Here is a 17339-nt window from a genome sequence, read left to right as displayed (position 1 = left end):
GCCTCCGACCCCGGCGGCCTGCGCTGCCGGGGTCTTTCTTCTCCTTGCCGAAAGACTTTAGCCGCCGATGTTCGGATATCTGCTCAAACGTCTGATCCAGATGACGCTTGTCCTCTGGATCGTCTCCGTGATCGTCTTCTTGATGATGAGTTTCACTGGCGATCCGGTGTTCATGGTCGTGCCGATCGACGCCACCGATGCCGAGATCGCGCAGGCGCGCCGCATCCTCGGGCTGGACCAGTCGCTGCTGGTGCAATACGGGCGCTTCATCACGAGCCTCGTGCAGGGCGACTTCGGCAATTCCTACGTTTTCCGCCAGCCCGCGATGACGCTGATCTTGGAGCGTCTCCCCGCCACCGTCGAGATGGTGTTGGTCGCCATGGCGCTGGCGCTCGCGGTGGCCATTCCGCTTGGCGTCTATGCCGGGGCCAACCCGAACTCCCGCATCAGCCGCACGATCATGGCGGGCTCTCTCTTGGGCATCTCGCTGCCCGGTTTCTGGGTCGGCATGGTGTTGATCTTCCTCTTCGCCGTGCATTGGGGGATCTTCCCCTCCTCGGGGCGCGGCGATACGGCCGAGATCTTCGGGCTGCGCATCAGCCTGCTGACCGCCGACGGCTGGCACCACATCATTCTTCCGGCGGTGACGCTCTCGCTTGCCACCATGGCGATCCTTTTGCGTATGACCCGCGCGGGCATGATGGAGGTCGGGCGGCAGGACTTCATGAAGTTTGCCCGCGCCAAGGGTGCTACGCGCCGCGACGTGCTCTATAAACACGGGCTGAAAAACGCGCTCATTCCCGTCATCACCATCTTCGGCTTGCAACTGGGCGACCTCATCGCCTTCGCCACGATCACCGAGACGATCTTTTCCTGGCCCGGCATGGGCAAGCTCTTGATCGACAGCATCTACCGCGCCGATCGCCCGGTGATCGTCGTCTACCTGATGCTGGTGGCGCTGATCTTCGTCATCATTAATTTTCTCGTCGACATCGTCTACACGCTGATCGACCCGCGCATCACGTTGAAATGAGGGCGGTGGCATGACGGCATTCTTCCAATCCGAATTCTTCTACAACTACCGCCGCAGTTCCTCGGCGATGATCGGCAGCGCGCTGATGGCATTCTTTGCCCTCGCGGTGCTGGTCGGGCCTTTCCTCGTGGCGCAAGACCCTTATGACATCGCTGCGCTGAACCTGATGGACAGCTACAAGCCGCCCTTCTGGCTTGAAGGGGGTGACCCGCAGTTCTGGCTCGGCACCGACGGGCAGGGGCGCGACGTCTGGGCCTCGATCCTCTACGGCGCGCGGATTTCGCTGTTCATCGGTCTGGTGGCCATGGTGGCGTCTTGCTTCATCGGCACACTTCTGGGGCTGATCGCGGGGTTCTACGGGGGCATCGTCGACAGCGTCATCATGCGCATCGCCGACATCCAGCTTTCCTTCCCCTCGATCCTGATCGCGCTGTTTCTGATGTCTGCCGTGGGCACCGGGATCGACAAGGTGCTGATCGCGCTGACGGCCGTGGGCTGGGTGGTCTACGCCCGCACCGTGCGCGGCTCGACCCTGTCGGAGATCGAGAAGGAATACGTGCAGGCGGCCAAAGTCGCGGGGCTGCCAAACCACAAGATCATCCGCAAACATGTGCTGCCCAATGTGCTGACACCGCTCATCGTCATCGCCACCATTCAGGTCGGCACTTTCGTGCTGATCGAGGCGTCGCTGTCGTTCCTCGGCGTGGGCGTGCCGATCACCCAACCTTCGCTGGGGCTGCTGATCAAGAACGGTTTCGACGTGCTGTTCTCCGGCCTGTGGTGGACAAGCGTCTTTCCCGGCGTGGCAATCATGATGCTGGTCTTCGGCATCAACCTCTTTGGCGATTTCCTGCGCGACGAACTGAACCCGAGGCTGAAATGATGCGCGACACGGTACAGCAGAAACTGCTCGAGGTCCGCGACCTCAGAACCCATTTCCACACTTTTGCGGGCACGGTGAAGGCCGTGAACGGCGTCAGCTTCGACATCGCGGCGGGCGAGGTCATGGGCCTCGTGGGCGAAAGCGGCGGCGGCAAGTCGGTCGTCGGCTTCTCGATCCTTGGCCTCATCGACAGCCCCGGAAAGATCGAGGGCGGGGAGATCCTGCTCGACGGCGAAGACCTCGTGAAGGCCGGGGAGGCGCGGCTGCGCGAGATCCGGGGGCGTGACATCTCGATGGTGTTTCAAGACCCGATGACCTCGCTCAACCCGCTGCATACGGTGGGCCGCCAGATGGATGAAGTGTTGCGCCTGCACAGCGATCTGGACGCCAAGGCGCGTCACGCGGCCTGCGTGGAGATGCTGGAGAGCGTCGGCATCAGCCGCGCGGCGGAGCGGCTCAGGGCCTATCCGCACCAGTTCTCGGGCGGGATGCGCCAGCGCGTAGTGATCGCCATCGCACTTCTGGCGCGGCCGCGCCTGATCATCGCGGATGAGCCGACGACCGCGCTCGACGTGACGATCCAGAGCCAGATCCTGAAACTGATGCGCCGCCAAATCGCCGAGAAGGGTGCCTCGATGATCCTCGTGACCCATGACCTCGCAGTGGTTTCCGAGATGGCCGACCATATCACCGTGCTCTATTGCGGCAACGTGGTGGAGCGTGGCCGCACCCGCGAGTTGATCGAGGCCCCGGCGCATCCCTACACGCGCGGACTGATCGACAGCATCCCGGACCTCAGCAACCGTCACGAACGGCTAAAACAGATCCCCGGCACCGTGCCGGATATTCGTAACCTGCCCCAGGGCTGCAACTTCCGCGACCGCTGCCCGCGCGCGCAGGCCCTTTGCGCGGAGATCGAACCCGATCTAATGCCGCAGCGCGGCTCGCTATCGGCGGCCTGTCACTTTCCTCTCAGCCCCGGAGATACCGCATGACCGATGCCCCTGCACCGATGCTCGACGTGCGCGACCTTGAGATGCATTTCTCCTTGGGCGGTTCTGTCCTCGACCGACTGCGCTTTGGCAAGAAGGGCCCTAGGATCGACAAGCCTGTGGTCCGCGCGGTCAACGGGGTGAACTTCAGCATCGAACGCGGTGAAATCATGGCGCTCGTGGGTGAAAGCGGCTGCGGCAAGTCCACCGTCGCCAAGACCATCGCGCGCATCTACAAACCCACGGGCGGCGAATTGCGCATCGACGGGGAGGACGTGGCCGAGCATGACTTCGCGCAGATGTTGCCCGTCCGAGCCAAGATGCAGATGATTTTTCAAGACCCCTACGCCTCGCTCAATCCGCGTCAGAAGGTGCGCGACATCGTGGCGGGGCCGCTGCTGCAGCAGACCAAGACCGCCGCCGAACGGCGCGAGGTACCCGAAAAGATCGAGGCGCTTCTGGCGAAGGTCGGTCTCAATGCCGAACACGCCGGGCGCTACCCACACCAGTTCTCCGGCGGCCAGCGTCAGCGCATCGGCATCGCCCGGGCGCTTTCGGTCACCCCGGGACTGATCGTGGCGGACGAGCCGGTCTCGGCGCTGGATGTGTCGATCCAAGCGCAGATCCTCAACCTGATGAAGGACCTGCGCGACGAGTTCGGTCTCGCCTATCTCTTCATCAGCCACGATCTCTCGGTCGTGCACCACATCGCCGACAAGATCGGCGTGATGTACCTCGGTTTCATGGTCGAGAACGCCCCGCGCGACGTGCTGTTCTCGCGCCCGCGTCATCCCTACACACGCGCCCTTCTCTCGGCTGCACCCAGCATCAAGGACAAGCGGGATAAAGAGGAAATCGAGCTTACGGGCGAGGTGCCCTCGGCGCTCTCGTTGCCCTCGGGCTGCTGTTTCCGTACCCGCTGCCCCTTCGCCTGGGACCGCTGCGCGGCTGAACGGCCCGCCCTGCGCGATGTCGGCGACGGCCAGAGCGTTGCCTGCCACTTGATTGATGAGCCGGAAAGGGATGTCTCATGACCCTGATCGCACAAGCTCGGCTGGGCCTTCACGACCCGCATGACTGCACCGACGCCAATGATGAGTTGACGGTGCTGCACGCGATCTACGACACGCTGGTGAAACGCGACGGGCAGGGGTTCGCCCCCGCGCTGGCGCGGGACTGGGAGATGTCGGAGGACGCAGCCGTCTGGACCTTCGACCTGCAGCCGGGCGTGACCTTCCACGACGGCACCCCCTGCGATGCGGAGGCGGTTGCCGCCTCGCTGACCCGCATGGCGCAGGAGGACAAGGGCTATACCCTGGGCGCGCCAGCGGTATGGCGGCAGTTTTTGGGCGGGGCAGAGCTCGAGGTGCTGACGCCGAGGCGGCTGCGCGTCACGCTGACCGCGCCGATGGCCGATCTCCTAGACGTGCTGGAGCAAGGCTTCATCGTCGCACCTTCGGCCTTCGCGGCGCTCGACGCGGGCAATCATAGTGCGCAGGTCGGCAGCGGGCCTTACCGGATTACAGAGATCACGCCAGAGCGCATCAGTGCCGAACGGGTGGCGGGGCATTTCGCTGGCACCCCGGCGAATGAGAAGATCACATGGCTGCTGGAATCTGACGCCACCAAACGTCAGGCGATGCTGACGCGCGGCGAGGTGCAGGTCGCCAATGGCCTCGACTTCGCAGCCTCGCGCAGCCTCGGCGCGATGCGGCACGAGTTCCTCTCGCCCGTCGCGATCATCTACCTGCTGAATGCTGCGCGCGGCCCGCTGGCCGATGCCCGAGTCCGCCGGGCGCTGAGCCTTGCGGTCGACCGCGAGGCCATCGTCGAAACCGTGATGCAAGGCGCCGCCCGCCCGCTGCGCGGCTTCGTCAGCCCGAACCATTTCGGGGCCGGTACGGGGCAGGGCGCGCAGATGGACCGCACCACCGCCCGCGCCCTGCTGGCCGAAGCCGGGCACGGCGATGGTCTGACGCTCGACGTCGATTGCCCGACCCGCCTGCCGGACGAGGCCGAGCGGCTGACCGCCGCGCTTGGCGAGCAGCTCAAGGAAGTGGGGATCACGCTCAACGTGCACATCCACCCCGAGCGCGAAGACTATGCGCACATGGTACGCCGCAAGGAAATCCGCGACCTCTGCGTCTTCGATTCAAGCCCGATGAGCACCTACCGCGTGCTCTACGAGAAAATCGACAGCCGCGTGGCCGGCTCTTGGTGGCAGGGCTATGCCAACCCGAAGATCGAGGCGCTGATCGACCGCGGCCGCGTGATGCCCGACCGCGCCGCCCGGTCGCAGGTCTGGCAGGAGGCCTACGGCCTGCTGCAGGAGGACCCGGCGTGGCTCACGCTCTACAACCCGCTGCGGGTGATCGGCATCGCGGGGGAGCATCCCGATTTCGCCATGCCCGCCGACGGGGTGATCGACGTGACCGCATTGCCGCATCTGCCGGAGGTGGCCCATGCAGGCTGATACCCTCCTGACCGGCGGCACAGTCATCACCATGGACCCCGCCCGCCGGGTGATTGGGGCGGGGTCCGTGGCGGTCCGTGACGGCAAGATTGTGGCCATCGGCAGCACTGCAGAGCTCACCGAACAGGTCGAAGCCACGGAGATCATCGATTGCACCGGCTATGTCATCTTTCCGGGGCTCGTGGATGTGCATGCCCACGCCGGCCATGGTCTGATCAAGACCATGGGCATGCACGCAGGCGATCGTTGGGAGGCGATCTGCAGCGAGGTCTATACACAGATCTCCCCCCCCGATTTCTGGCGCGCGGAAGCGCGGCTTGCCGCCCTCGAGCGGCTGCGTTTCGGCGTGACCACCGGCGTGTCGCTTTTGGGCGGCGGCGACACGATCATGCGCAGCGACGATCCGGCCTATGCCGCGGCGCATTGCGAAGGCGTGCTGGAGGTCGGCACCCGCAGCGTCGTGGCCATCGGCCCCACCCGCGCACCACACCCGCTGACTTACGCCGATTGGGAGACCGGCGAGCGGCGCCCCTATCAGGTGAGCTTCGAGCAGCAGTTCGACACCGCGAAAGCCGTGGCCGAGGACTGGCACGACACCCACGCGGGCTGCATCAACATCGCCATGCTCTACCCCGTGCTGCGCGACGAGCACGAACGCGACATGGCTGCGGAAGATTACGCCACCGCCTGCGCGCAGACCCAAGCGGTGCAGGGCCATGCCCGCGACAAGGGGCTGGTCTTCACCCAGGACGGCCACTGGCGCGGCTCGATCCGGCGGGCCAAGGAACTGGGGACATTGGGGCCGAACGCGCTGCTGTCGCATTGCATCGACCTGCACGACGACGAGATGATCGCCGTGGCCGAAACAGGCACCAAGATCGCGCATAACCCCTCGGCCAATGCCTCGATCTCGGGCCGTTGCCCGGCGGTCGAGATGATGGACATGGGCGTCTGCGTCGGCCTCGGGTCGGACGCCACGGCGCCGGACCGCTCGGGCGACATGTTCCGGCACATGCAGCAAGCGATGCATTACCACCGCCGCCATTTCCGTGACGCCGACGTACTGCCGATCGGCAAGGTTCTGGCGATGTGCACCATCGACGGGGCGCGCGCGCTCGGGATGGAAGACCGCATCGGCTCGCTGGAGGTCGGCAAACAGGCCGACATCGTGACCATGGATCTCGCCCGCCCGCATCTGCAGCCGGGCAACATGGCGGTGCACCGGCTGGTCTGCTTTGCCAACGGCAACGACGTGAGCAACGTGATGGTGGGCGGCGAGATGGTGCTGCGCGACGCCCGCGCCACACGGCTCGACGAGGGCGCGGCCCTGCGCGAAGCGGCCTCGCAGGCCGAGTTGATGATCGACCGCCTCGGCGGTGCGCCGGATCTCGACCTGCCCGCGAATTTCTGGGGCAGCAGCCCCCACGGCACGGAAGGCCAGCCATGACCATTTACATCGTCAATCCCAACAGCAGCCAGCATGTGACCGACGGCATCGACCGCGCGGTCGACCCGATGCGCGCGGCCTCCCCGGTGCCGATCGTCGCGCGGACCCTGGCCGAAGGCCCCCCGGGGATCGAGACGCAGGCCCATGTCGACGGTGTCGTCGGCCCGATGCTGTCGCATTGCGCGGCGCTTGAAGATCAGGCCAGCGCCTTCGTCGTCGCCTGTTTCTCGGACCCCGGGCTGGCCGCCCTGCGCGAACAATCGCAGCGGCCCGTCTTGGGCATCGCCGAGGCGGCGGTGCTGACCGCGATGACGCTGGGCCAGCGCTTCGGCATCATCTCGATCCTGCGCCGCTCGATCCCGCGGCACATGCGCTACCTCGGCGCCATGGGGGTGATGGACCGGCTCGCGGGCGACGAACCGCTGGAGCTCGGCGTGCTGGAACTGGCCGATGAGACCCGCACTTTCGAGCGGCTGAAAACCGTTGGCACATCCCTGCGTGATGGCGCGGGGGCGGATGTGCTGATCCTCGGCTGCGCCGGGATGACCGCCTTTCGCGGTGAGCTTGAAACAACCCTCGGCGTGCCCGTCATCGAGCCCTGTCAGGCAGCCACCGCCATGGCAATCGGCCGGGTCGCCCTGCAACAGACAAGATAGGAGAGAACATGTCCGCACTCACAGCAAAGGCGAAAGGCGTCTTCGTCATCGCCGTGACCCCCTTTCACCCCGATGGCCGCATCGACATGGAAAGCTGCGACCGCATGGTCGACTTCTATCTCGAGGTGGGGGCCACGGGCCTGACGGTCTTGGGCATGATGGGCGAGGCGCCGAAACTCACGGTCGAGGAATCGCAGGAGGTCGTCGCCCGCATCCTGAAACGCGTCGATGGCCGGGTGCCGGTGGTCGTGGGCGTATCCGCCCCCGGCTTCGCACAGATCGACACGCTCACCCGCGCGGTGATGGAGTTGGGCGCCGCCGGTGTCATGGTGGCCCCGCCCGGGAGCCTGCGTACCGACGACCAGATCGTGAACTACTACCGACAGGTGGCCGAGGTGCTGGGCGATGTGCCCTTCGTGCTGCAGGATTTCCCGCTCGTCACCGGCGTGCAGATCGCGCCCAAGGTGATCGCGCGGATCGTCAACGAACTGCCCACCTGCGTCTGCCTGAAGCATGAGGATTGGCCGGGGCTCGAGAAGATCTCCGCCCTGCGCGCCGAGGGCATGCTGGAGCGCCCCCTGTCGATCCTTTGCGGCAACGGCGGCCTGTTCCTGCCCGAGGAGATGGGCCGCGGCGCCGATGGGGCCATGACCGGCTTCGCCTATCCGGAGATGATGGTGCAGGTGGTCAACCTGTGCAGCCGCGGCGAGCTGACCCGCGCGCAGGACATCTTCGACGCCTACCTGCCGCTGGCACGTTTCGAACAGCAGCCGGGGCTGGGTCTGGCGATCCGCAAATACACGCTCGCGAAACGCGGCATCATCGCCCATGGCGCGCAACGCCGCCCCGGGGCCGCGCTGAGCGAAGCCACCCGCGCCGAGGTCGACCGGCTGATCGCGCGACAGGAAAAACGACTGAAGGAACTGAACTGATGGATCTCGAACTGAACGGCAAACGCGCGCTTGTACTGGGGGCCAGCCGGGGTCTCGGCATGGCGATTGCCAAGTCTCTGGCCGCCGAGGGCGCGACCGTTTTTGCCGCGGCGCGCAGCCGCGACAAGATCGCCGATTGGGCGGAAGGCATGGAGAACGTCCACCCCGTTGAATGCGACCTGTCGGACCTCGCCCAGGTCGACGCGCTGGCCGATCAGCTGCTCTCGGACGGCGGCGCGGACATCATCGTCAACAACGGCGGCGGCCCGCCCCCGGGCACCGCGCAAGCGGCCGAGCGTGGCCAGTGGCTTGCGCATTTCGAGGCGATGGCGGCCAACCTGTTCCACCTCAACACGCGTCTCCTGCCAGAAATGAAGGCACGCGGCTGGGGTCGGATCATCTCGATCACCTCCTCGGGCGTGGAGCAGCCCATTCCGAACCTCGCGCTCAGCAACGGCATCCGCTCGGCGGTGGTGGGCTGGTCGAAGACGCTGGCAAACGAGGTCGCGGGCGACGGCATCACCGTCAATGTGGTCATGCCCGGGCGCATCCACACGCAGCGGGTTGATGAGCTTGACGCCGCCGCGGCCAAGCGCACCGACAGCGACGTGGCCGAGGTGGCCGCCAAATCCCGCGCCATGATCCCGGCGGGCCGCTACGGCAAACCAGAAGAATTTGCCGATGTGGTCACCTTCCTCGCCTCGGCGCGGGCAGGCTACGTCACCGGATCGCGCATCCGCATTGACGGCGGCGCGATCAAAGGGGTTTGATCGGGACCTGTCTAGCGCGCAGCGGTACGCCATCGCGCTAGACAGGCCGCCGTCAGTATCTCACTACTTGCGCGCGTAAACGTCCTCGTAGCGAATGATGTCATCCTCACCCAAGTAGGACCCGGTCTGTACTTCGATCAAAACCATCGGGACCCGACCGGGGTTCTCCATCCGGTGGACCGCGCCAAGCGGGATATAGACCGATTGGTTCTCGGTTATCAGTTGGACATCGTCATCAACGGTTACCTTTGCCGTGCCTTCGACGACGATCCAATGCTCCGAACGGTGATGGTGGCTCTGCAAAGACAGGGCGGCGCCGGGATGGACCACGATGCGCTTTACCTGAAAACGGCCTCCGATAATCAGGCTCTCGTACCAACCCCAAGGCCGGAAATCGCGTGGCAACTGCACCGCTTGGCTGGCACCCTTGGCCTTCAGCGCCGCGACCGCTTCCTTGACCCGTTGCGCTTGGGCTTTCGGCGCCACCAGAACGGCATCGGACATGGCAATGACCATCATATCGTCAAGGCCGATGCCCACGACTTCCTGCCCAGGTGTTTCCGAACGCAAAAGCGAGTTGGAACAGTCAATCGCCGTGGCGTGATCCGAGGTGGCATTCCCCGCCGTGTCCTGCGGGCTTTCCATCCAAACGGCGTCCCAGCCCCCGAGATCGGACCATTCATGGCGGTAGGGCATGACCGCTAGGTTATCGGCCTTTTCCATGATCGCATAGTCGATCGAAATGTCTTCCGCTTCGCTCCAAGCCTTAGGGTCCAATCGGGTGAAGCCAAGGTCGGTATCCGCGTCTTTCAAGGCGGCCTCTACGGCGGCGAGCAGTTCGGGGGCATGGGCCCGGTATGCCGTGATCAGCGTTTCTGCGGTAAAGAGGAAAATGCCAGCGTTCCACAGGAAATTGCCCGCCGCCACCATGTCAGCGGCTCGTGCCGCCTCGGGCTTTTCGATGAAACGCGCCAGTGCTTGGGGACTGTCGGCTTGGGCATCACCGCCTGCGGCAAGCTCCAGATAGCCATAGCCGGTTTCGGGCCGGGTAGGGGTGATGCCGAAGGTAACCAAATCGCCCTCCTGCGCCCGGGGGACAGCCGCCTGGACAGTTTCGCGAAAGGCGTCAGCCTGCGGGATCAGGTGGTCAGACGGGGCCACCAGCATCAATGCCTTGGGGTCATTCTGCGCCATCCAAAAAGCCGCGGCGAGGATCGCAGGGGCGGTATTACGGCCCTCGGGTTCGATCAGAATGCCCTGGGGCACCAGCTCCACAGCGGCCAACTGCTCTGTTACGATAAAACGAAAGGGATCACCTGTCAGAACGACCGGAGCAGCGAAACCTTCACCGGAAAGCCGCTTGGCAGAGACCTGAAACAAGCTTTGCTCTCCCATAATGCGGGCGAACTGCTTGGGGTAGGATTTGCGGGACAAGGGCCAAAGGCGTGTGCCGGAGCCGCCACAGAGTAGGATGGGGTGAATGGTCATCATAAATCCTTTTGTTACAAAAGCTTCGGCATCCATGAAATCTAACGCTCAGGAGATGGTTACACCGAAAAGTCTACCTTTGGTATCGTAGAATGCACTCTGTGGCCGATGGCCATCCGTTATGGTGACCGAAGCGGACCATCGAAGAAATGCACCGACCGCAGCGCGCGATTGAGAAGCGCAGGCTTACTTCAACGTTGCGAGATAGCTGCCATAGTCATTCTTGGTGAACATCTCGGCGCGCTCTGCCAGGGCCTCTTCGCTGATCCAACCATTTTTAAAGGCGATCTCTTCCAGACAACCGGTTTGCAAACCCTGTCGTTCGGTCAACGTGCGGACAAAATTTCCCGCGTCCAACAGGCTGCCATGGGTGCCGGTATCCAGCCAAGCATAGCCGCGCCCCATGCGTTCAACCTGCAATTTGCCCGCTTGTAGATACATCTCAAGCAGTGAGGTGATCTCCAATTCACCCCGCGCCGATGGCTTAACCTCTGCTGCATGTTTTGGCGCATCTCCGTCGAGGAAATAGAGGCCCGTTACCGCGTAGTTCGAGGGCGGCACATCGGGTTTTTCGATGATCTCTTCGGCTTTGCCATCCGCATCAAAGCCGACGACCCCGTAACGTTTTGGGTCAGACACGTGATAGCCGAACACCGTGCCCCCTTCGATGCGCGCATCTGCGGCGGCCAGCATGTCAGGCAGTCCGTGGCCGAAAAAGATGTTGTCGCCGAGCACCATGGCCGATGGCGCACCGGCAAGAAAGTCTTCGGCCAGCAGATAGGCTTGGGCCAGACCATCGGGATTTTCTTGCACGATGTAGGTCAGGTTGATCCCCCATTGGCTGCCGTCGCCCAATGTCCGGATGAATTGCTCTTGATCCTGCGGCGTAGTGATCATGGCGATATCACGGATGCCCCCGAGCATGAGAACCGAGAGCGGATAGTAGATCATCGGCTTGTCGTAGATCGGCAGCAGTTGCTTCGAAATCCCCATGGTGATGGGGTAGAGCCGCGTGCCAGATCCTCCAGCGAGAATGATGCCTTTGCGTTTGCTCATGATCGGGCTCCAAGGTCTTTGAGTATATCTGTGAGCGCCTCACGCCAGTCGGGGCGTGGGATGTCGAAAACGGTCTCAGTGGCGCGACAATCCAGACGGGAATTCAGCGGCCTTTGGGCCGGGGTTGGATACTCGGAAGAGGGGATGTCCGTTACCGTGCAATCAAGCTGTGACTGCGCGAAAATTTCGCGCGCGAAATCGGCCCAGGTGACATCCGGCGCGCCGGAGAAATGATAGGTGCCGCTTTTGGTTGGGTCGCTCATCAATTGCCGCGCAATGGCATGACAGGCGGCAGCGATCTCGGCAGCGCCGGTGGGGCCGCCGATCTGGTCGGCGACAATGTTGAGCGGGTCACGCTCTGCCCCAAGCCGCAGCATGGTTTTGACGAAGTTCGACCCATGGGGCGAAACCACCCAAGAGGTTCGTAGGATGGCATGGGTGCCGCGCGCCGGTCTTACCGCCTGCTCTCCGGCCAGTTTGCTGCGACCATAAGCGCCCAATGGGGCGGTTGGATCATTCGGTTGCCACGGCGCGGCGCTATCCCCCTTAAAGACATAATCGGTGGAGATCTGCACAAAGGGAATGCCAAGGTCAGCGCAAGCGCGGGCCATCGCGCCGGGGGACGCGCCGTTGATCGTGGTGGCGCGCGGCTCTTCCTCTTCCGCCTTGTCGACAGCCGTATAGGCCGCCGCATTGATTACCGCCTCGGGACGCTTGCTGTGGATCAGGGCGGCGCAGGCCTCTGGGTTTTCGAGATCGGCGGCGTCACGGCCGTAACATTCCGTTCCCTCCAAGGCGGCGAGTTCGCGCGCGACCTGACCGGTTTTTCCGAAGACAAGAATGGTCATGCGTTCACCCTTTGGTGCCAAGCCGTTGGCCCACGCCATCGCGGTGCTGCAGCGCCCGCCACCAGTCTTCATTATCGAGATACCATTGTACGGTCCGCTCCAGCCCCTCTTCGACCGTTACCGACGGGCGCCAGCCCAGTTCATCGCGGATACGGCTTGGATCGATGGCATAGCGCAGATCGTGGCCAGCGCGGTCCTGCACAAAGGTGATCTGATCGGCGTAGGGCGTTTCCTTGGGGCGCTTTTGATCGAGAATGCTGCATATGGTTTTCACAAGGTCGATGTTACGCGCCTCGTTCTCGCCGCCGATGTTATAGCTGCGCCCCAACGCGCCTTTTTCCAGCACCAGCAGCAGCGCGTCAGCGTGGTCTTCTACATAGAGCCAGTCGCGCACGTTCAGCCCTTGACCGTAGACTGGGATCGGCTTGCCCGCCAAAGCGTTCAGGATCACGACCGGCACCAGTTTTTCGGGAAAGTGGAAGGGCCCATAATTGTTGGAGCAGTTTGTCAACACGACCGGCAGGCCATAGGTCTCATGCCATGCGCGGACCAAATGGTCGCTAGAGGCTTTGGAGGCGGAGTAGGGCGAGCGCGGGTCATAAGGCGTGTCTTCGGTGAACATGCCTTCTGCACCCAGCGAGCCATAGACCTCATCCGTCGAGATGTGGTGAAAGCGGAACCCTTCCGGCTTGCCCTGGGTCACCCAATAGCGGCGCGCGGCTTCGAGCATGTTGTAGGTGCCGGTAATATTGGTCTCGATGAAATCCCCGGGTCCGTCGATTGAGCGGTCCACATGGCTTTCCGCGGCCAGATGCATCACCGCGTCTGGCTGGTGTGCCGCGAGAATACGATCCAGCGCCGCACGGTCGCGAATGTCGGCATGCTCAAAGGAATAGAGCGGATCATCCGTCACGCTGGCGAGGTTTTCGAGACAACCCGCATAGGTCAGCGCATCCAAGTTGACGACCTCATGCCCCCGCGCCACCGCCAGCCGCACCACTGCTGAGCCGATAAAGCCCGCGCCGCCCGTCACCAGAATCTTCATGTCGCTTCCCCATAGGTAAATGGGCTGTCGAAAGCCGCCCAATGCGCGGCCTTGGCGTCTTTGTCAGAGAGGATTGCCTCCCCGTCTATGCCCCAATCGATGCCAATATTAGGGTCGTCAAAACGCACAGCCCCATCGCATTCAGGCGCATAGTAATCGGTGCATTTATAAATGATCTCTGTGTCAGGCGCGCGCGTCGCAAAGCCATGCAAAAAACCCTTGGGGATCAGCAGTTGTAATCCGTTCTCAGCGGTCAAGTCATAGCCGGCCCATTGGCCATAGGTCGGACTGCCTCTGCGGATATCCACCGCCACATCGAACAGCGCGCCTCGCCCACAGCGCACCAGCTTGTCCTGCGCGTGGGGCGGGGCCTGAAAATGCAATCCGCGCACGGTCCCCACGGCGGCAGAGAGCGAGTGGTTGTCCTGCACGAAATCAAGCGTGATCCCATGTTCCGCCAGTCTCTTGCGGTTCCAGCTTTCGGAAAAGAACCCTCGTGCATCGCCGAACCTCGCGGGTTTTAACAAAAGGACCCCCGGTAGGGCGGTTTGGGTTACTTGCATAGCGGCGTGATCCTTGAAGGCTTCACACTTTCCATAGCAAGCAATAGAGTCGGTGTCATGGGATGGAATAAGAGGGCGCGTTTGCAAACCAGCAGAACAAACCCTTTCTGCCAGTGACGCTTACATTAACCCCTCTTTCTTCAGGAATTTGCTTTGAAAGCTCCAATTTTTGCTGGCCATGTCTGTCATAGAAAATGAAACTGGTGTATCGCCTCTTAGAAAATGCCTTTTTAGAGAATGCCCTTTATGACCACGACAGCCTTGACCCACCTCCAGCGCCTTGAGGCGGAGAGCATTCATATTCTGCGCGAGGTTGCCGCGGAAGCTGAAAACCCCGTGATGCTTTACAGTGTTGGCAAGGACAGCGCCGTCATGCTGCATCTGGCAAAGAAAGCCTTCTACCCGGCCCCGCCGCCCTTTCCACTGCTGCATGTTGATACCACGTGGAAGTTTCAGGACATGTATGCGCTTCGGGATCGTGCGGCGAAAGACGCTGGGATGGAGTTGCTCGTGCACCAGAACCCCGAAGCGGCAGAGCAGGGGATCAACCCATTCGACCACTGTGCGCTGCATACTGACATGTGGAAAACCGAAGGTCTGAAGCAGGCACTCGACAAGCATGGTTTTGATGTGGCTTTCGGCGGTGCGCGTCGCGATGAGGAGAAATCCCGCGCTAAGGAGCGCGTCTTTTCATTCCGCTCAGCAAACCACCGGTGGGACCCCAAAAACCAGCGCCCGGAGCTCTGGCGGCTTTACAATGCCCGCAAAGCCAAAGGTGAAAGCGTCCGAGTATTCCCAATCTCGAACTGGACCGAATTGGATATCTGGCAGTACATCCACCTTGAGGGGATTGAGATCGTTCCCCTGTATTTCTCGGCACCGCGACCCACTGTCACGCGCGATGGGATGATCCTTATGGTGGATGACGACCGTTTCCCGTTAGAGCCGGGTGAGGCGCCTGAAATGCGCTCGATCCGCTTTCGCACCCTGGGCTGCTACCCCCTCACCGGCGCGGTGGAGAGCAAGGCAAAAACGCTGCCCGAGGTCATTCAGGAAATGCTGCTGACCACCACGTCTGAACGGCAGGGGCGTGCGATCGACCATGATCAGGCGGCCTCGATGGAGAAAAAGAAGCAAGAAGGTTATTTCTGACGCTTCCTTTCTTTTCCGGCCCTTCCATTTAAGCAGAGACATTGCCCCCATGACCGCCCAAAATCCGACCTACAAGACCGACGCCCTTATTGCCGAAGACATCGACGCCTATCTGGAATTGCATCAGCATAAGACCATGCTGCGCTTTATCACCTGTGGCTCTGTCGATGATGGCAAATCCACCCTGATCGGTCGGCTGCTTTACGACAGCAAGATGATCTTTGAGGACCAACTGGCGACCCTTGAGGCTGACAGCAAGCGCGTGGGCACCCAAGGGCAGGATATCGATTTCGCCCTGTTGGTCGATGGTCTGGCGGCGGAGCGGGAGCAGGGCATCACCATCGACGTCGCCTACCGTTTCTTCTCAACCGAGAAGCGCAAGTTCATCGTGGCCGACACGCCGGGCCACGAACAATATACCCGTAATATGGTCACCGGCGCCTCGACTGCCGACCTTGCAGTGATCTTGATAGATGCGCGCAAAGGCGTGCTGACCCAAACCCGTCGCCACAGCTATCTCGTGCATCTGTTGGGCATCCGACATGTCGTGCTAGCCGTCAACAAGATGGACCTCGTGGATTACGATCAAGCCACCTATGACCAGATTGTCGAGGATTACCGGACATTCGCTGAAAGCATCGGGCTCACCGATTTCACGGCCATTCCGATCTCGGGCTACAAGGGCGACAATATCACGGGCCCGAGTGAGAATACCCCTTGGTACAAAGGCCCGGCGCTCCTGCCGCATTTGGAGGCGGTGACGCTTGAAAGCACTATCGAGCAATCCGAGCCTTTCCGGATGCCGGTACAATGGGTGAACCGGCCCAATCTCGATTTCCGCGGTTTCGCGGGCCTCATCGCCAGCGGGCAGCTGCGCCCGGGTGATCCGGTCCGCGTCTTGCCCTCGGGCAAGACCTCGACCATCGGGCGGATCGTCAATCTGGATGGTGACCGGGAACTCGCCGTTGCGGGGGAGTCGGTGACCGTAACCTTGGCAGATGAGATCGACTGTTCGCGCGGGCAGGTGATCGTGGCGGCACAGGCGCCGCTTGAAGTGGCGGACCAGTTCGAAACCACGCTCGTCTGGATGGACGATGCCGAACTGGTTCCGGGGCGCGCCTATGCCCTTAAAATCGGGGCGCAAACGGTGTCGGCGACCGTTCAGCAGCCTAAATTTGAGGTCAACGTCAACACTCAGGAACATATCGCGGCCAAGACCTTGGAGCTGAACGCCATCGGCGTCGCAAACATCACGACCGACCGCGAAATCCCCTTTGCTCCCTATAGCGAGAACCGAGATCTGGGCGGCTTCATCCTGATCGACCGGATCACAAATCGCACTGTGGCGGCCGGCATGATCAATTTCGCCCTGCGCCGGGCTCAGAACATCCACTGGCAGGCCACGGATATTGGCCGTGACCACCATGCATCGATGAAACACCAAAAGCCTGCGGTGCTTTGGCTGACGGGTCTGTCCGGGTCCGGCAAATCCACGATCGCCAATGTCATCGAGAAAAAGCTCGCTCGGATGAACCGTCATACCTTCCTTCTGGACGGCGACAATGTACGCCATGGGTTGAACAAGGATTTAGGCTTTACCGAGACGGACCGGGTCGAGAATATCCGCCGTGTCGGCGAGGTGGCAAAGCTGATGACGGATGCCGGTCTCATCGTGATCACCGCCTTCATTTCACCCTACCGTTCGGAACGGGACATGGTGCGCAACATGATGCAGCCCGGTGAGTTTATCGAAGTGTTCGTTGATACACCGCTCGACGTGGCTGAGAGCCGGGACGTGAAAGGGCTCTATGCCAAGGCGCGCACTGGCGAGCTGAAAAACTTCACCGGGATCGACGCACCCTATGAGGCGCCCGATGCGGCGGAGTTGCGCATTGATACGACGGCTCTAAGCGCGGAAGAAGCGGCGGATTTGATTATCGCGAGGCTGATCCCGGAATAAAGCGAGGCCAGGCTTGGATCGAAATAGAGCGAAAGCTCTCC

At 62.4% G+C, this 17339-nt stretch carries 16 protein-coding genes; 11 read left to right on the top strand and 5 right to left on the bottom strand.

Annotated features, from left to right (window positions below; all coding sequences use genetic code 11):
• Nucleotides 1–67 precede the first annotated feature (67 nt).
• The 9 genes from ACGYK4_RS16310 to ACGYK4_RS16270 are packed head-to-tail and all read left to right on the top strand — an operon-like array spanning nt 68 to nt 9186.
• Entirely contained in the window at nt 68–1033 is a 966-nt protein-coding gene (locus tag ACGYK4_RS16310) for an ABC transporter permease (protein WP_394413943.1), read from the top strand.
• 10 nt (nt 1034–1043) lie between these two features.
• Nucleotides 1044–1916 carry an ABC transporter permease gene (locus tag ACGYK4_RS16305; protein WP_394457436.1) on the top strand — a complete coding sequence of 291 codons (873 nt, stop codon included), beginning with the start codon at nt 1044–1046 and terminating at the stop codon, nt 1914–1916.
• Complete coding sequence (locus ACGYK4_RS16300) at nt 1916–2911, top strand: ABC transporter ATP-binding protein (protein ID WP_394457434.1); 996 nt, start codon at nt 1916–1918, stop codon at nt 2909–2911. Before ACGYK4_RS16305 ends, ACGYK4_RS16300 begins: the two co-directional genes overlap by 1 nt.
• On the top strand, nt 2908–3942 hold the full coding sequence (locus ACGYK4_RS16295; RefSeq protein ID WP_394457432.1) for an ABC transporter ATP-binding protein: 1035 nt from the start codon (nt 2908–2910) through the stop codon (nt 3940–3942). Before ACGYK4_RS16300 ends, ACGYK4_RS16295 begins: the two co-directional genes overlap by 4 nt.
• Complete coding sequence (locus tag ACGYK4_RS16290; protein WP_394457430.1) at nt 3939–5381, top strand: ABC transporter substrate-binding protein; 1443 nt, start codon at nt 3939–3941, stop codon at nt 5379–5381. The genes ACGYK4_RS16295 and ACGYK4_RS16290 overlap by 4 nt, the downstream gene beginning before the upstream one ends.
• The gene (locus tag ACGYK4_RS16285) at nt 5371–6828 is read left to right on the top strand and encodes an amidohydrolase family protein (RefSeq protein ID WP_394457428.1); all 1458 of its coding nucleotides are present in this window, start codon (nt 5371–5373) and stop codon (nt 6826–6828) included. Before ACGYK4_RS16290 ends, ACGYK4_RS16285 begins: the two co-directional genes overlap by 11 nt.
• Nucleotides 6825–7484 carry an aspartate/glutamate racemase family protein gene (locus tag ACGYK4_RS16280; RefSeq protein WP_394457426.1) on the top strand — a complete coding sequence of 220 codons (660 nt, stop codon included), beginning with the start codon at nt 6825–6827 and terminating at the stop codon, nt 7482–7484. The genes ACGYK4_RS16285 and ACGYK4_RS16280 overlap by 4 nt, the downstream gene beginning before the upstream one ends.
• Before the next feature lie 8 nt (nt 7485–7492).
• Nucleotides 7493–8416, top strand: a complete 924-nt coding sequence (locus ACGYK4_RS16275) for a dihydrodipicolinate synthase family protein (RefSeq protein WP_394457424.1) — start codon at nt 7493–7495, stop codon at nt 8414–8416.
• Nucleotides 8416–9186: an SDR family oxidoreductase gene (locus ACGYK4_RS16270; protein WP_394457422.1), complete on the top strand. Its 771-nt coding sequence runs from the start codon at nt 8416–8418 to the stop codon at nt 9184–9186. The genes ACGYK4_RS16275 and ACGYK4_RS16270 overlap by 1 nt, the downstream gene beginning before the upstream one ends.
• Nucleotides 9187–9249: 63 nt before the next feature.
• On the opposite strand, the gene ACGYK4_RS16265 is transcribed toward ACGYK4_RS16270, so the two are convergent.
• The 5 genes from ACGYK4_RS16265 to rfbC form a co-directional block, all read right to left on the bottom strand.
• A complete protein-coding gene (locus tag ACGYK4_RS16265; RefSeq protein WP_394457419.1) occupies nt 9250–10674 on the bottom strand; it encodes a mannose-1-phosphate guanylyltransferase/mannose-6-phosphate isomerase in 1425 nt (474 codons plus the stop codon).
• A gap of 186 nt (nt 10675–10860) precedes the next feature.
• Nucleotides 10861–11730: a glucose-1-phosphate thymidylyltransferase RfbA gene (gene rfbA, locus ACGYK4_RS16260; protein WP_394457417.1), complete on the bottom strand. Its 870-nt coding sequence runs from the start codon at nt 11728–11730 to the stop codon at nt 10861–10863.
• Nucleotides 11727–12578: a dTDP-4-dehydrorhamnose reductase gene (gene rfbD / locus ACGYK4_RS16255; RefSeq protein WP_394457415.1), complete on the bottom strand. Its 852-nt coding sequence runs from the start codon at nt 12576–12578 to the stop codon at nt 11727–11729. Before rfbD ends, rfbA begins: the two co-directional genes overlap by 4 nt.
• A gap of 4 nt (nt 12579–12582) precedes the next feature.
• Nucleotides 12583–13623, bottom strand: a complete 1041-nt coding sequence (rfbB, locus tag ACGYK4_RS16250) for a dTDP-glucose 4,6-dehydratase (protein WP_394457413.1) — start codon at nt 13621–13623, stop codon at nt 12583–12585.
• On the bottom strand, nt 13620–14186 hold the full coding sequence (gene rfbC, locus ACGYK4_RS16245) for a dTDP-4-dehydrorhamnose 3,5-epimerase (RefSeq protein WP_394457411.1): 567 nt from the start codon (nt 14184–14186) through the stop codon (nt 13620–13622). Before rfbC ends, rfbB begins: the two co-directional genes overlap by 4 nt.
• A 246-nt stretch (nt 14187–14432) precedes the next feature.
• On the opposite strand from rfbC, the gene cysD reads away from it, so the two are divergent.
• Both cysD and cysN read left to right on the top strand, forming a co-directional pair.
• Nucleotides 14433–15338, top strand: coding sequence for a sulfate adenylyltransferase subunit CysD (cysD, locus tag ACGYK4_RS16240; protein ID WP_394457410.1), 906 nt, complete (start codon nt 14433–14435; stop codon nt 15336–15338).
• A 49-nt stretch (nt 15339–15387) separates the two neighbouring features.
• Nucleotides 15388–17298: a sulfate adenylyltransferase subunit CysN gene (cysN, locus tag ACGYK4_RS16235; RefSeq protein ID WP_394457408.1), complete on the top strand. Its 1911-nt coding sequence runs from the start codon at nt 15388–15390 to the stop codon at nt 17296–17298.
• Nucleotides 17299–17339 lie beyond the last annotated feature (41 nt).

It is taken from the genome of Sulfitobacter sp. 1A13368 (assembly GCF_043557275.1).
GTDB classification, from domain to species: Bacteria; Pseudomonadota; Alphaproteobacteria; order Rhodobacterales; family Rhodobacteraceae; genus Sulfitobacter; species Sulfitobacter faviae.
Note: the sequence above shows the minus strand (reverse complement) of the source record. Positions and strands in the feature narration are given on the sequence as shown.

What these genes read in the sequence shown, in the direction of transcription:
- ACGYK4_RS16310 (WP_394413943.1), top strand. Translation starts at nt 68, where the DNA reads ATGTTCGGATATCTGCTCAAACGTCTGATCCAGATGACGCTTGTCCTC.
- ACGYK4_RS16305 (WP_394457436.1), top strand. Translation starts at nt 1,044, where the DNA reads ATGACGGCATTCTTCCAATCCGAATTCTTCTACAACTACCGCCGCAGT.
- ACGYK4_RS16300 (WP_394457434.1), top strand. Translation starts at nt 1,916, where the DNA reads ATGCGCGACACGGTACAGCAGAAACTGCTCGAGGTCCGCGACCTCAGA.
- ACGYK4_RS16295 (WP_394457432.1), top strand. Translation starts at nt 2,908, where the DNA reads ATGACCGATGCCCCTGCACCGATGCTCGACGTGCGCGACCTTGAGATG.
- ACGYK4_RS16290 (WP_394457430.1), top strand. Translation starts at nt 3,939, where the DNA reads ATGACCCTGATCGCACAAGCTCGGCTGGGCCTTCACGACCCGCATGAC.
- ACGYK4_RS16285 (WP_394457428.1), top strand. Translation starts at nt 5,371, where the DNA reads ATGCAGGCTGATACCCTCCTGACCGGCGGCACAGTCATCACCATGGAC.
- ACGYK4_RS16280 (WP_394457426.1), top strand. Translation starts at nt 6,825, where the DNA reads ATGACCATTTACATCGTCAATCCCAACAGCAGCCAGCATGTGACCGAC.
- ACGYK4_RS16275 (WP_394457424.1), top strand. Translation starts at nt 7,493, where the DNA reads ATGTCCGCACTCACAGCAAAGGCGAAAGGCGTCTTCGTCATCGCCGTG.
- ACGYK4_RS16270 (WP_394457422.1), top strand. Translation starts at nt 8,416, where the DNA reads ATGGATCTCGAACTGAACGGCAAACGCGCGCTTGTACTGGGGGCCAGC.
- ACGYK4_RS16265 (WP_394457419.1), bottom strand. Translation starts at nt 10,674, where the DNA reads ATGACCATTCACCCCATCCTACTCTGTGGCGGCTCCGGCACACGCCTT.
- rfbA (WP_394457417.1), bottom strand. Translation starts at nt 11,730, where the DNA reads ATGAGCAAACGCAAAGGCATCATTCTCGCTGGAGGATCTGGCACGCGG.
- rfbD (WP_394457415.1), bottom strand. Translation starts at nt 12,578, where the DNA reads ATGACCATTCTTGTCTTCGGAAAAACCGGTCAGGTCGCGCGCGAACTC.
- rfbB (WP_394457413.1), bottom strand. Translation starts at nt 13,623, where the DNA reads ATGAAGATTCTGGTGACGGGCGGCGCGGGCTTTATCGGCTCAGCAGTG.
- rfbC (WP_394457411.1), bottom strand. Translation starts at nt 14,186, where the DNA reads ATGCAAGTAACCCAAACCGCCCTACCGGGGGTCCTTTTGTTAAAACCC.
- cysD (WP_394457410.1), top strand. Translation starts at nt 14,433, where the DNA reads ATGACCACGACAGCCTTGACCCACCTCCAGCGCCTTGAGGCGGAGAGC.
- cysN (WP_394457408.1), top strand. Translation starts at nt 15,388, where the DNA reads ATGACCGCCCAAAATCCGACCTACAAGACCGACGCCCTTATTGCCGAA.